Annotated in this window: 14 protein-coding genes and 2 tRNA genes; 7 read left to right on the top strand and 9 right to left on the bottom strand. The window is 41.4% G+C overall.

Annotation, left to right across the window (positions count from 1 at the left end; all coding sequences use genetic code 11):
• Positions 1 to 8: 8 nt before the first annotated feature.
• From feoB to AB3G73_RS09095, 3 genes are all read left to right on the top strand, one after another.
• Positions 9 to 2,495: a ferrous iron transport protein B gene (feoB, locus tag AB3G73_RS09105; RefSeq protein ID WP_148364750.1), complete on the top strand. Its 2,487-nt coding sequence runs from the start codon at positions 9 to 11 to the stop codon at positions 2,493 to 2,495.
• Positions 2,492 to 2,707, top strand: a complete 216-nt coding sequence (locus AB3G73_RS09100; RefSeq protein WP_148364751.1) for a hypothetical protein — start codon at positions 2,492 to 2,494, stop codon at positions 2,705 to 2,707. The genes feoB and AB3G73_RS09100 overlap by 4 nt, the downstream gene beginning before the upstream one ends.
• A gap of 51 nt (positions 2,708 to 2,758) precedes the next feature.
• Positions 2,759 to 2,830 (top strand) — tRNA-Cys (locus AB3G73_RS09095).
• A 217-nt stretch (positions 2,831 to 3,047) separates the two neighbouring features.
• Here the strand turns inward: AB3G73_RS09095 and AB3G73_RS09090 are convergent.
• A tRNA-Thr gene (locus AB3G73_RS09090) sits at positions 3,048 to 3,121 on the bottom strand.
• A gap of 94 nt (positions 3,122 to 3,215) precedes the next feature.
• Between AB3G73_RS09090 and AB3G73_RS09085 the strand changes: the two genes are divergently transcribed.
• Positions 3,216 to 3,818 (top strand): TlpA disulfide reductase family protein, encoded by a 603-nt coding sequence (locus tag AB3G73_RS09085; protein WP_195649489.1) that lies wholly within the window; start codon positions 3,216 to 3,218, stop codon positions 3,816 to 3,818.
• 144 nt (positions 3,819 to 3,962) lie between these two features.
• Here the strand turns inward: AB3G73_RS09085 and AB3G73_RS09080 are convergent, their stop codons facing one another.
• Complete coding sequence (locus AB3G73_RS09080; protein WP_117934028.1) at positions 3,963 to 4,694, bottom strand: bifunctional 2-polyprenyl-6-hydroxyphenol methylase/3-demethylubiquinol 3-O-methyltransferase UbiG; 732 nt, start codon at positions 4,692 to 4,694, stop codon at positions 3,963 to 3,965.
• Positions 4,695 to 4,789: 95 nt separating this feature from the next.
• Here AB3G73_RS09080 and AB3G73_RS09075 point away from each other — a divergent pair, with 95 nt between their 5' ends.
• Positions 4,790 to 4,975: a hypothetical protein gene (locus AB3G73_RS09075; protein WP_004300779.1), complete on the top strand. Its 186-nt coding sequence runs from the start codon at positions 4,790 to 4,792 to the stop codon at positions 4,973 to 4,975.
• Between the two features lie 4 nt (positions 4,976 to 4,979).
• Positions 4,980 to 5,444, top strand: a complete 465-nt coding sequence (locus tag AB3G73_RS09070; protein ID WP_258981349.1) for a DUF3592 domain-containing protein — start codon at positions 4,980 to 4,982, stop codon at positions 5,442 to 5,444.
• Positions 5,445 to 5,511: 67 nt separating this feature from the next.
• Here the strand turns inward: AB3G73_RS09070 and AB3G73_RS09065 are convergent, their stop codons facing one another.
• The 6 genes from AB3G73_RS09065 to AB3G73_RS09040 all read right to left on the bottom strand — a co-directional run bounded on the left by AB3G73_RS09065 (position 5,512) and on the right by AB3G73_RS09040 (position 10,308).
• A complete protein-coding gene (locus AB3G73_RS09065; protein WP_004304308.1) occupies positions 5,512 to 5,889 on the bottom strand; it encodes a VOC family protein in 378 nt (125 codons plus the stop codon).
• 14 nt (positions 5,890 to 5,903) lie between these two features.
• Positions 5,904 to 7,034 carry a DUF4468 domain-containing protein gene (locus tag AB3G73_RS09060; protein WP_367744578.1) on the bottom strand — a complete coding sequence of 377 codons (1,131 nt, stop codon included), beginning with the start codon at positions 7,032 to 7,034 and terminating at the stop codon, positions 5,904 to 5,906.
• Between the two features lie 13 nt (positions 7,035 to 7,047).
• Complete coding sequence (locus AB3G73_RS09055) at positions 7,048 to 7,779, bottom strand: MBL fold metallo-hydrolase (RefSeq protein WP_148364802.1); 732 nt, start codon at positions 7,777 to 7,779, stop codon at positions 7,048 to 7,050.
• Positions 7,780 to 7,846: 67 nt separating this feature from the next.
• Positions 7,847 to 8,494, bottom strand: coding sequence for a pyridoxamine 5'-phosphate oxidase (gene pdxH, locus AB3G73_RS09050; RefSeq protein WP_259023248.1), 648 nt, complete (start codon positions 8,492 to 8,494; stop codon positions 7,847 to 7,849).
• A 44-nt stretch (positions 8,495 to 8,538) separates the two neighbouring features.
• Positions 8,539 to 9,243, bottom strand: a complete 705-nt coding sequence (locus tag AB3G73_RS09045; protein WP_148364804.1) for a pirin family protein — start codon at positions 9,241 to 9,243, stop codon at positions 8,539 to 8,541.
• Between the two features lie 63 nt (positions 9,244 to 9,306).
• Positions 9,307 to 10,308: a 2-hydroxyacid dehydrogenase gene (locus AB3G73_RS09040; RefSeq protein WP_195649410.1), complete on the bottom strand. Its 1,002-nt coding sequence runs from the start codon at positions 10,306 to 10,308 to the stop codon at positions 9,307 to 9,309.
• A 209-nt stretch (positions 10,309 to 10,517) separates the two neighbouring features.
• Between AB3G73_RS09040 and AB3G73_RS09035 the strand changes: the two genes are divergently transcribed.
• Positions 10,518 to 11,927: an OmpP1/FadL family transporter gene (locus AB3G73_RS09035; RefSeq protein ID WP_367744572.1), complete on the top strand. Its 1,410-nt coding sequence runs from the start codon at positions 10,518 to 10,520 to the stop codon at positions 11,925 to 11,927.
• An 83-nt stretch (positions 11,928 to 12,010) separates the two neighbouring features.
• Here AB3G73_RS09035 and AB3G73_RS09030 read toward each other — a convergent pair whose 3' ends face one another.
• Positions 12,011 to 13,300: a DcaP family trimeric outer membrane transporter gene (locus tag AB3G73_RS09030; RefSeq protein WP_074559100.1), complete on the bottom strand. Its 1,290-nt coding sequence runs from the start codon at positions 13,298 to 13,300 to the stop codon at positions 12,011 to 12,013.
• Positions 13,301 to 13,332: the final 32 nt, after the last annotated feature.

Genomic DNA, 13,332 nt, shown 5'->3' with positions numbered 1-13,332 from the left:
TGAGAGTTATGCGTTTGTCCGAATTAAAAACAGGAGAAAAAGGTGTTATTGTAAAGGTATTGGGGCACGGTGGTTTTCGTAAACGTATTGTGGAGATGGGCTTTATTAAAGGTAAAACGGTTGAAGTGCTGTTGAATGCCCCGCTAAAAGATCCCATAAAATATAAAGTTTTAGGTTATGAAATTTCTCTTCGTCGTCAGGAAGCTGAAATGATCGAAGTGATCAGCGAGGAGGAAGCAAAGAAGCTGGCCGAAAAGACCGTTTATCATGAAGGATTGCCTGAAGACCTTTCAGTAAAAGAAGAAGATATGAAACGGTTGGCGTTAGGTAAACGCCGTACCATCAATGTTGCTTTGGTCGGAAACCCGAACAGTGGCAAGACTTCTCTGTTTAATCTTGCATCCGGTGCTCATGAGCATGTCGGAAACTACAGCGGTGTAACCGTGGATGCCAAAGAAGGTTATTTTGATTTCGAAGGCTATCATTTCCGTATTGTCGATTTGCCGGGAACTTATTCTTTGTCTGCTTATACGCCGGAAGAAATCTATGTCCGTCGTCATATTATCGATGAAACTCCGGACGTGATTATTAATGTGGTCGATTCCTCCAATCTGGAGCGAAACTTATATCTGACTACCCAATTGATAGATATGAATGTCCGCATGGTAGTAGCTCTGAATATTTATGATGAGTTGGAAGCCAGTGGAAATACCTTGGATTATCATCTGTTGAGCAAGTTGTTCGGGGTGCCGATGTTGCCTACTGTCAGTAAGAAAAATCGTGGATTGGACACCTTGTTTCATGTTGTTATCAATCTGTATGAAGGAGTAGACTTCTTCGACAAACAGGGAAATATGAATCCGGAAGTTCTTAAGGATTTGACTGAATGGCATGACTCCTTGGTGGATCGCAAGAAACATGAGGAAGAGCATTTGGAAGATTATGTGCGTGAACACAAAAAGACGGGACGTGTCTTCCGACATATTCATATTAATCATGGACCTGATATCGAAAAAGCGATTGAGGCTGTAAAAAGTGAAGTGTCTAAGAACGAATTTATCCGGCATAAATATTCTACCCGTTTCCTTTCCATTAAATTGTTGGAGAATGATCCTGATATTGAACGTATTGTGCGCACATTGCCAAATGCGGATGAGATATTCCATGTCCGTGACAAGATGTCGAAGCGTGTTCAGGACACAATGAATGAGGATTGTGAATCGGCTATTACGGATGCTAAATATGGATTTATCAGCGGTGCACTGAAAGAGACATTCACAGATAATCACTTGGAGCAGGCGCAGACAACGAAAGTGCTGGATTCGATCGTAACTCATCGTGTTTGGGGATTTCCTATTTTTTTCCTTTTTATGTATCTGATGTTTGAAGGTACGTTTGTCATTGGAGAATATCCGATGATGGGGATTGAATGGGTTGTTGAGCAGATTGGTGACTTGTTGCGCAATAATATGGCAGAAGGTCCATTTAAAGATTTGCTGATTGATGGAATTATTGGTGGGGTAGGAGCGGTTATTGTCTTTTTGCCGAATATCTTGATTTTGTATTTCTGCATTTCTCTTATGGAAGATTCGGGTTATATGGCTCGTGCGGCTTTTATCATGGATAAGATCATGCATAAAATGGGATTGCACGGAAAATCATTCATACCTTTGATTATGGGATTTGGGTGCAATGTGCCTGCTATTATAGCTTCCCGTACTATTGAGAACCGGAAGAGCCGCCTTATTACAATGTTGGTGAATCCTTTGATGTCTTGTAGTGCGCGTCTGCCGATTTATTTATTGTTGGTGGGTGCTTTCTTCCCGAACAATGCAAGTCTGGTGTTGTTAAGTATTTATGTGATTGGTATTGTATTGGCTGTGGTAATGGCCCGCTTATTTAGCAAGTTTTTGGTGAAAGGTGATGATACTCCATTTGTGATGGAGCTTCCACCTTACCGGATGCCGACAGCGAAATCGATCTTCCGTCACACATGGGAAAAGGGAGCGCAGTATTTGAAAAAGATGGGAGGAATTATTATGATTGCTTCTATTATAATCTGGTTCCTGGGATATTATCCGAATCATGATGCTTATGAAACGGCTGCTGAACAGCAGGAAAATTCTTATATCGGCCAGTTGGGGCGTGGCATAGAGCCGGTTATAAAACCACTGGGATTTGATTGGAAACTAGGTATTGGCTTGCTTTCCGGTGTGGGAGCGAAAGAGTTGGTAGTAAGTACATTAGGTGTCTTATATGCAGATGATCCGGATGCTGATTCGGTAAGTTTGGCAGAACGAATTCCGATTACTCCATTGGTTGCTTTCTGTTATATGTTGTTTGTATTGATTTACTTTCCGTGTATTGCGGCGATAGCGGCTATAAAACAGGAATCGGGTAGTTGGAAATGGGCGCTCTTTGCTGCTTGTTACACAACGGGCTTGGCTTGGCTTGTATCATTTGCTGTTTATCAGATTGGAGGACTGTTTGTATGAATAATTGGCAAGATTGGGTAGTCGGAGTACTGGTTGTACTCTGTATTGCCCGCGTTATATATGGAATATTTCTTTTTTTTCGTCGTACGCGAGAAAATCAGAATCCTTGCGATAGCTGTGTAAGTGGCTGTGAACTAAAGGATATGATGGACAAGAAACGCGGAGAGTGTGATGTAAAGAAAAAAAGTACAAAGAAAAATTGCTGCGGATAGTTGGTAGTTTCAAAATTTGTACTACCTTTGCAACCGCAAACGAGAAATAATGGTTCCTTGGATGAGTGGCTTAGTCAGCGGTCTGCAAAACCGTGTACGGCGGTTCGAATCCGCCAGGAACCTCAAGCAAAGCTCCGAAACTACTTATAATAAAGGGTTTCGGAGCTTTTTGTTTTTGAAGAGGACGCAAATAGGGGCGCAAGCTTTGGATAAGTTTATTTACGATGCACCGATAAACGCTTTTTTTTCAACGTGTACCCAGACTTGCTACTTGAAATGTAACGGTAATTAATAAAAAAATGCTGCTTATCTGATGTGATAAACAGCATTCATTCTGGAGAGCCTCTTGTCGGATTCGAACCAACGACCCCGAGATTACAAATCACGTGCTCTGGCCAACTGAGCTAAAGAGGCATTTTTCTTTTGCGGGTGCAAAGGTATGAATTTCTTTTAAAAATGCAAATACATCGCATACTTTTTTTATATTTGCAAAGTTACCAATGATTAGATGAAAATGAAAATTATGAATGTATGTAGTATGGCGCTTTTAGCCATAGGTATATGGGCTTGTTCCGGACAGAAGAAAGGAACGGCGAATGTTGAAGTTGCAACAGATAGTGTAGAAGTAGCTGCGGATGCAAAATCTGTTCAGGCAGATAGTACAGGATATATTGTCCGGGTAGGAGAGATGGCTCCGGATTTCACGATTACCTTGACAGATGGGAAACAAGTGAGTTTATCTTCCCTTCGTGGTAAAGTAGTCATGTTGCAGTTCACAGCAAGCTGGTGTGGAGTTTGCCGTAAAGAAATGCCGTTTATCGAGAAGGATATTTGGTTGAAGCATAAAAATAATGCAGACTTTGCTCTGATTGGCATTGACCGTGACGAACCGCTTGACAAAGTACTGGCTTTTGCTAAATCTACCGGAGTCACTTATCCGTTAGGACTGGATCCGGGAGCTGATATTTTTGCGAAATATGCATTACGTGAATCCGGAATAACGAGAAACGTGTTGATTGATAAGGAAGGGAAAATTGTAAAGCTGACTCGTTTATATAATGAGGAAGAGTTTGCTTCTCTTGTGCAGGCAATTAATGAAATGCTGAAATGAAAGAAAACCCTCATCAGATGTTTCTAACGGAACAGGTATGAGTATATAAAAATAGTAACGCTATCCTGATGTGATGGCGTTACTATTTTGGTTATATAGTGACGCTATCCGGAGTGCATACCGTCACTATATGATGATGTATTTTCAAGCAATGCTAAGTTTGACCAGATAATCGTAATGCTTTCCTTCTTTTATCAATTCTGCCTTAAAACCACATTCGGAAGCATATAAGCTAAGAGTCTGGAAATCTACATATAACCAGTCGAATGTGTCTCCTTCTACATCTTTATACTGCATTTGGAAGTCAATCTCTCCGTAATAATCTCCGGCAAGGTCGATGACTATGCTACCGTCTTCCTCTTCAAAAAGATAACGCAAATCACTGGAATCCATAAGTATGCATCCACCAGGGCGGAGAATACGTTTCATCCGTTGGAAAAAAACGGGCATATTATTCAGCCGTCCGATAATTCCGGAACCATTCATGAGCATTAGGATCGTATCGAATGTTTCGGAAAATGTTTCATCAAAAAGGTTGATGAGGCGGGGATCGTTCACTCCGCGTTGTTTCATTACTTCGACAGATAAGGGAGAAATGTCGATGGCGCATACGTTTTTTCCCATTTCCTGAAGTGCCAGCGCATGGCAACCACTTCCGGCACCTACATCCAAAATCCGTCCGGTAGCCATTTGCAGGGCGGTACGCTCTAGTATAGGCATAGACTGTATATTACGAAACAGTTCTTTGACGGGAATTTCATCTTCTTCGAATTGAGAAGAAAATACCCGCAAACGATCAGCTCTGTGATGGTTGAAATAGTCAGAAATAGCGGCTCCCATCGGGTCCTTTTCTGCAGAAAGAATTGTTGTTGCCATTGGTGGTTACGATTGTTAACTTTGCAAAGATAAATAAATCCGCAGAAAAGGGTTATCTTTGCCATCGGAAATATTGAATACTAATAAATGATTATATGAGTATAGAAGAAGCAATCATGGGTGGCATCGTTTTTAAAGGTAAGAAAGATAAGCCCAAAGAAGAGGAAAAGGTGAAAACGAAAGCGAAAAAAGCGACGTATATTCGTGGACAGCATGGTTCGGGTGCAGCGAAGATGAAAGCAGATATCCGGAAGAAAAGAGCTAGTCGACATAAAAAATAAAAGTATGTTTATAAATATAATAGTTTGTATAGTTGCTGTTATACTTCTATTGCGAGGTGCTTTTCTTGTTCTGCAAATGGGAATCTTGTGGATAATTCATTGCAAGATAATAAAAGCGTATAGCAAGAAAACATATGGGAAGGTAGTGGATATAGAGATACTAAAGTCTGATGGTGTGAATATTACTGATGTATGTATACCAAAAATAAAATATAAATTGGAGGGAGAAAAAGAGGTATGTTGCCAATTTCTTCCTTCTGCTCCAAAGAGTGAAAGGGAAAGTCATGTTTATCTTTATCCAAAACAGTATCATGTAGGTGATAAGGTTGTCATATTGTATGATAAAAATAAGAAAGATGATATGTTTGTGTTGCCAAGCATGCAAATAATGAGGCTGTTTATTAGCCATTTTGTTCTTGGTAGTTTTTTTATAATGTCGGCAATTTTAGGGCTATCCTTTGTTTTTTAGAAACAGCGTTCTATATATAAAAAAGGTGGGGCAGGATAATTATCCTGCCCCACCTTTTTATATAAAATCACTTCTGTGGAAGTATTTCAATCCAGTAATCATCCGGGTCGTTAATAAAATAAAGCCCCATGGCAGTATTCTCAAAACATACACAATTCATTTCTTTGTGATAGGCCCTGATTGCATCGTAATCACCGGCTACACGAAAACAGAGGTGACTTTCGTTTTCCCCCAGTTCGTATGGAGCAGTATGATCTTTGAGCCATGTCAATTCCAATAGGAATCCCGTTTCATTATCTGTCAGGTAAACCAGTGTGAATGAACCGTCGGATGCTTCTTTCCGATGATGTTCTTTTAAGCCGAGTGCTTTCTCATAAAAAGCGATACTCCGCTCCAGGTTTGTAACGTTGATATTAAAATGGTCAAATTTACTTTTTATTTCCATTGTTGCAATTTTCCTTATTTTTTCATTAAGAGTTTCACAATTTCTCCAACATAGGTACGGGGTTGTCCGGCTTGCGGAGTTATCTGTGAAGGCATTTTCTTACATTCGATAACAGCTGAAGGAGTTGTTTGGTTCGGAGCATACAATTTTAGTGTATAGCTGTCTGCCTTTTCTATTGCGTCATAAGGTTGATCGGGTGAAAGTGTGCAATATGCAACAGCTTTTCCTGATTGATAACCCAATGCACCACCTGCATTTGCAGTCATATTGGTCATGTTGAACTCATCTTTTCCGATGCTGATCACTAATTTGCCACTTCCCATTAAAGCATATACTTCGCCCGGAATTTGTTTCAAATCAATTTCTGTATAACCGGATGCGTCGGATGCAACTTTGGTAGCCGGAGTGGCGGGAGTCAAAGTAGCCGCAGGAATGGTGGTTTGAGCAGATTCGGTAGTGGTAACTTTACCTCCTTGACCGATAATGATCGGACCGGCAGCGGCCACAACAGATGTTTTTTGTTGCTCTTCTTCTTTTTTCTTTTTCTCTGTCTTCGGACGAGTATCAGGTGCTCCGAAAGCTACTGCTACATCCATAAACATATCATCTGCGAAATCTACAGTTTTTCTACGCCATTTAGCTAAGCCGCGCACTAATTTGGTCTTTGCTTTATTGAGCGCATATTTATCGGTGATCCATTCTTCTGCTTTGTATTTCTCTGTTTCACGGTAAGTGAAACGGATTTTCTCAAGCTCTACCAGACAGTTGCCGGGTTTACAGGTTACGGTAATCTGATAGTTGACCAGTGTACGGTCTAATGAAAGGGCGCTTGAACTGAAAACAACCCATTCTTCTCCAACACCGGCAATTGTCCCCTTTGCTTCGTCAGAGAAAACAATGCGGCTATCAATATTTTTATTTTCTTTCAGACGTTCGTCCATCCACTTTGTCATTGTGTCGTAGATTTGTGCCTGACTCATTCCGGGAATCTGGAATTCTTTGGAAAATACTACTTTACCATCTACTTCAGGAACAGCTCCTACAAGGTACCTGGTGTCGTCTTTCTTCTCTTTTGCAGAATCTGCCTTCATCGCCATCGGCAATGCAAGGAACAGGGTAAGAAACAGAATCGTAAATTTATTCATAATTATCATGTGTTTATTTGGTAATCTCAAAACTTTCGCCCCGATGGGTGATGCTGATAAAACGGCATCCGGCATTTTCAGCAAAACTACGAAGCGCATTTCCCCCCTCATAATCTTCACTGAAGTGCATGGGCACAAATATAGTAGTTTTTATTTGTTCGATGAACTGTTTTGCCCCTTTCATGTAATCTTTTCCCATTCTCCGATCCACCGGGAATAGTACTAAATCGATGTTTGGCGCTTTTTCTTTTAAATATTTAACTTCTGCAAGGAAATCACCATTGGCTTTTCGGATCTCTTCTTCAGTAGATTCCTCACTCCAATGCCAGTTGTTCAAGTCGCCGGCATGGAAAATACTCCAATCTTGCAGGTGAAGCAGGAACGAACTGCCGACATCCGTTGAGCCGAAAGCATCGATACGAATTGTCTCGTCTTCGTATGTTTCTCCTTTTTTAATATAGAAAGCATCTTCGGCTTTGGCACGATGGGATTTCAAGATATCTTTGGAGAAAATATATTGAATGTCGGGGCGTTGTTCTTTCCAGGTCAATATCTCACGGTTAAAGTGGTCGGGATGGAAATGGGTGGCCAATACATATAGCTTACCCGGCCTTTTCAGGAGATAATCATGTACGATTCCCCGGTTATGTTCCGTTTCGGAAGAATCTTTGTAGTAATCGATGATAACGGTTGCACCTTCCATTTCGATGGCGAAACCGCTGTGATAAATATAATCCAGTGTCATAAGCTGACTATTTTATAGTTGCAATATTACGTATTCTAGTTGGAGTTGCCAAGAAAAATCGACGAAATCAAGGAGCAAGACGACTGATTTTCCATTCCCCGTCCGGTTGCAGGGTATATAGAAAACGGTCGTGCAGACGGTTGGGACGTCCTTGCCAGAATTCAATCCTTGTTGGGGTAACGGCGTATCCGCCCCAATTATCAGGTCTTTCCACTTCTTTTCCGATCCACCGGGCTGCCTCCCTGACAAAAGACCGTATTAATTGCATTCTGCTTATTATAGGTTGACTTTGGGGAGAAATTCGTGCACCGACCCGACTTTTATAAGGACGTTTCCGGAAATATTCATCCGATTCTTCCGGAGGAACTTTCGTCGCTATTCCCTCTATATGTATTTGTCTTTCGAGGGCGTGCCACACAAAAGAGAGGGAGATATACGGATTTTGTGCCAATTGCCTGCCTTTACGGCTTTCATAATTGGTATAAAAGACAAATTTTCCATCATGGAGCCCTTTTAATAATACGGTACGGGTAGACGGTCTCCCTTCGGGAGATACGGTTCCTACAATGACTGCAGTCGGTTCGTCCACCTCTGCCTCAATTGCTTCTTGTAGCCAACGATTGAAAAGCGAAAGCGGGTCGCCGGGAAGTTCACTTTCCCGCAACCCGCCTTTCGTATATTCCTGTCGGATATCTGCTATGTTTAATTTCGCCATAAGATTATCTGGCTGTTTTTAGTTCTTAATTTCTAATGATGGAATCACATAGGTACTTCTATTAATAGGATATGTGAATCTTTCAGTGTCTCCAGTTCGAAACTGTTGGTATCGTAAACACCCATACCATCGCGGCGTTTCAATACTTCGCCGTCTACTACAATTTCTCCCTCAATGAGGAAAATATAGACGCCTGCATGACTTTGATGCATATGATAACCCAGTTTCTTTCCGGCTTCAACTTTACCGATTGAGAACCAGGTGTCTTGTAAAAGGGAAGCAGGTGTACTGCCGTCGGGAGATACGATGACTGCCAGTTCATTCGGACGTTCCAGCTCTGCAATGCTGAAATCCTGGTAAACGGGACGGGTGTTCCGTTCTCTCGGCATAATCCAGATCTGCAGGAATTCTACCGGTTCTACAGGGCTTGCATTCACTTCACTGTGGAAGATTCCCGTTCCGGCACTCATTGTCTGAATTTCTCCAACAGTAATGATGCGGCTGTTCTTCTTGCTGTCTCCATGTTGCAGATGTCCTTTCAGAGGGATGGAGATGATTTCCATATTCTTATGCGGGTGAGTCTGAAAACCTTCTCCGGGTGCAACCTTATCATCATTCAATACGCGAAGGGCACCGAAGTTGATACGATTGGAGTCGAAGTATTCGTCAAAACTAAAAGTATGGTAACTATCCAACCAGTCATACTGGGAATGTCCTCTTGTATCTGCTTTATGTATTACTTTTTTCATAAAATCTGTCCTTTCTCTTATTTGTTTATATGTTTTGTAAACAAAGAAAGGAGCTTAAAAGTTTTATTTCTTCACTTCATTTAGCAAAGGCTTATGTTTGATAAAATCTTTTATGTTTTGCAGGGTGGTCGCAGCAATATTCTCCATCGCTTCATGTGTGAAAAAAGCTTGATGAGAAGTGACGATCACATTGTTGAATGAAAGCAAACGGGCAAGTACATCATCGTCGATAATACGGTCGGATTGATCTTCGTAGAAGTATTCACTTTCTTCCTCATATACGTCCAGTCCTGCAGAACCTATTTTTTTGTTCTTCAATCCTTCGATCAGTGCGTTGGTATGAATCAGCTGTCCACGGCCGGTATTGATAATCATTACTCCGTCTTTCATTTTGCTGATAGAGTAGTCATTAATCAGGTATTTGGTCGCTTCGGTGAGCGGACAATGTAAGGAGATGATATCCGAATTGTGATATAGTTCGTCCAATGAAGTATAAACTATTTGTTCTTCACGGGCGAAGTTATGGTCCGGATAGAGGTCGTAAGCCAATACGTTCATTCCAAACCCTTTTAAGATGTGAATCAGTATTTTCGCTATTTTTCCTGTGCCGATGATGCCTGCTGTTTTTCCGTGCATGTCGAATCCCATCAGGCCGTGCAGGGAGAAATTGCCGTCTTTGGTACGCCAGGAAGCACGGGGGATTTTCCGGTTTAGCGATAACATAAGAGCTACGGTGTACTCTGCAACGGCATAAGGAGAGTAGGCAGGAACCCGTACTACGGTAATTCCGGCAGCGGCGGCAGCATCTAAATCTACATTATTAAATCCGGCACAGCGTAGTGCCAATAATTTTACTCCGTTGGCTGCCATCACACGGATTACTTCTGCGTCGGCAACGTCGTTCACAAAGATACAGACAGCATCCACTCCTTGTGTCAGTAGTACGTTGTTTTTATTCAGATGTCCTTTGTAGTAGCGTATCTCAAACCCGAACTCTTTGTTTTTGTCATTGAAAGAGGACTCATCATAAGGCTTTGTGCCGAAAAATGCAATTGTATAGGCCATAATATTATTCTATAAATTATATAATATTTAAACGTTGGAACAGGTGAATTTGTTTAATCAATCCATCATTCGAAAAACAGATTGTTTCATTAGAAACAGTTTAATTTTTCAATTAAAATGGTGGGTAAATGAAAATAAATGCACAAATATATGCTCCCTGTGCAATATTGTTATATCTTTGCGCCGAAATAATTTTAAAAAAGATTTAGATGAGAAAAATTTCGTTGATTGGTCTTGTAATGTTGATCGTTTCAATTCCAACTTTTGCCGGAGATTATCTAACCAATACGAATCAGAATGCTGCTTTCTTACGTATGTTAGCCCGCGGCGCTTCCATCGATGTTGATGGAGTTTATAGTAATCCTGCCGGACTGGCATTTCTTCCCAAAGATGGTCTTCAAGTAGCACTTACAATTCAAAGTGCATATCAAACCCGTGATATTGCTGCAACAAGTCCTTTATGGACCTTGGATGGACAAACTACCGTGCGTAAGTATGAAGGAAAGGCTTCTGCTCCCGTTATTCCTTCCATACATGCTGTATATAAGAAAGGTGACTGGGCGTTTTCCGGTAGCTTTGCCATTGTAGGTGGTGGCGGAAAAGCTTCATTTGATAAAGGCTTACCTATGTTTGATGCGGCTGCTATTAGTCTGGTAAATACAATAGGTCAGGGGATGTTGACTCCTAATCAATATACTATCAATTCAGCTATGGAAGGTCGTCAGTATATTTATGGTTTTCAATTAGGAGCAAGCTATAAAATTAATGAGCACTTCGCTGTTTTTGCTGGTGCACGTATGAATTATTTTACGGGTGGCTATAAAGGTTTCCTTGATATCAATTTGAAAGAGGGTGTAGCAGAACAGTTGGGTGCTGAGATCGTAAAACAACTTATGCTTGGCGGTATGTCTTTAGATGAGGCAAAACAGGCAGCATTGCAAAAATCGCAGCAGCTGAATGATGCGAAACTTAAACTGGACTGTGATCAGACAGGTTGGGGATTGACACCGATTATTGGTATTGATGCTAAGTTCGGTAAGTTGAATCTGGCTGCAAAGTATGAGTTCAAAGCCAATATGAATATTGAGAATGATACACATGAAATAATTGCTCCAGCTGCTGCCGCAGATTTTATGGCACCTTATCAGAATGGTGTGAACACTCCGAGTGATCTTCCTGCTATGCTTTCTTTAGCTGCAAGTTATGAGATCTTGCCATCATTGAGAGCTTCGGTAGAATATCACTTCTTTGATGATAAGAATGCCGGTATGGCGGATGGTAAGCAGAAAACACTGAAACATGGTACACACGAGTACTTGGCGGGTGTCGAATGGGATATCAATAAACTGTTCACAGTCAGTGGAGGTTATCAGAAAACAGACTACGGATTGAGCGATGCTTTCCAATCAGATACAAGTTTTTCTTGTGATTCTTATTCAGTTGGTTTCGGAGGCCGTATTAATTTCACGCAGGCATTGAGCCTTGATGTTGCTTATTTCTGGACTACGTATAGTGATTACACTAAAGAAAATGTACGTGGATTAGGTGCATCTATTGATAAAGACGTTTATAGCCGTACCAATAAAGTATTTGGTGTGAGTGTGAACTATAAGTTCTAGATTTCTAATCCTTTATATGTATAGAAAAGCCGTCTCGACACCATGTTCGAGACGGCTTTTTTGTTTTACTGTTCTATGTTAGTTTAGAAAGAATACTGTACCAGCATATTCAACCGGTTGGCGTGGCGGGTTGAAGAACTGAAATCAGTACGCCATCCTCTTAAATATTCTACGCCCACTTGCAGGTTACTGCTTACATTCCAGAAAGCATTAGCCACTAAATACTGTCCTTTCCGATAGGATTCCGGATTTTCACTTGGATATCCGTTTTCAGAATAAAGTCTGGATAAACTATATGTGCCGGATATAAAGATGCTCGGACAAAGGTTATATTGCAACCCTGCATACCATCCCAGCATCGGGAGAACCTGCATTTTTCCCTCATTATCAGGATCGGGAACGATATCTACGTTCAGATTACTTAAATCGTTCAGGTAAGATCCGATACCTTTTCCATAATTAAACTGTCCGAATGCCTGTAATTTCTTGGTAATATTGAATGTTGTAGATGCTTGCAACCCGAATCCGGTGGCGGAATAGGCTTTCTCATGTACGTTACTTGAGTAAGTCATACTACGGACAATAGCACCTAATTTAACGTGACTGCTACTATTCCAGTTATACTGTACGGAAGTGGCGAAGTCCGGCATCCGTTGGGTGTTGATAGACAAGTCATTGTTGGTTGTACCGTCTACTGAAGGCATTTCCATTGAAACACCGAATTTCCAGTTTTTCAACTTATCGTACATATAACTCAATTGCGTGGTGCGGTAAAATGCCGACCCGTTAGGACCTGCAAAGTCGATGGTAGGAGGCAGTGCGGAGAGGTCCATGAACGAACCGTAGCTGTATCCGATCGTGAAACCGAGGAATTGTGCATAAGCGTTCTGCAATTCAAAGGTTTTTCCGTCACCCCGGAAGTTTCCGGCTGTGTAGACAACGAAGTCTCCCAGATGTTTCGTACGTCCTACCAGTTTGAGGAATAGGGTAGAAGTGGTGATGTCCATCTGGAATTGATTCTTGGCAAAATTGCCGCTTCCGCGTTGTGGAATCAATGCCGGATAGAAATCGACATCATTTACGATACCGTTAAAGTCATACTCTGCCGTTGCACGGACATATCCTCCGATGCCCAAGGCAAATTTCCCTTTTTGGTCGGTGAGCAGGAAGCGGGGAGCATTCGGGTCGTGGAAACGCATCTGCGAACGGTCGTTCATGATTCGGATGATTTCATCTCCTGCTTTGTTCTTCGAAACAAACATGATGGAATTGGGTTCTTCATCTTCGATGATTACTTTCTTTTGTGCATGAGCACAGAGGGGAAAAATTCCTATCCCCAGTAGCATGGCTACCATTTTAAAGCTTGTTCTCATTATCAGTTAAGTTTTAGGTGAATGCCCAATGA

It is taken from the genome of Bacteroides sp. L008, assembly GCF_040812255.1.
Taxonomy (GTDB): domain Bacteria; phylum Bacteroidota; class Bacteroidia; order Bacteroidales; family Bacteroidaceae; genus Bacteroides; species Bacteroides vicugnae.
This window is presented reverse-complemented; position numbering and strand designations above follow the sequence as displayed.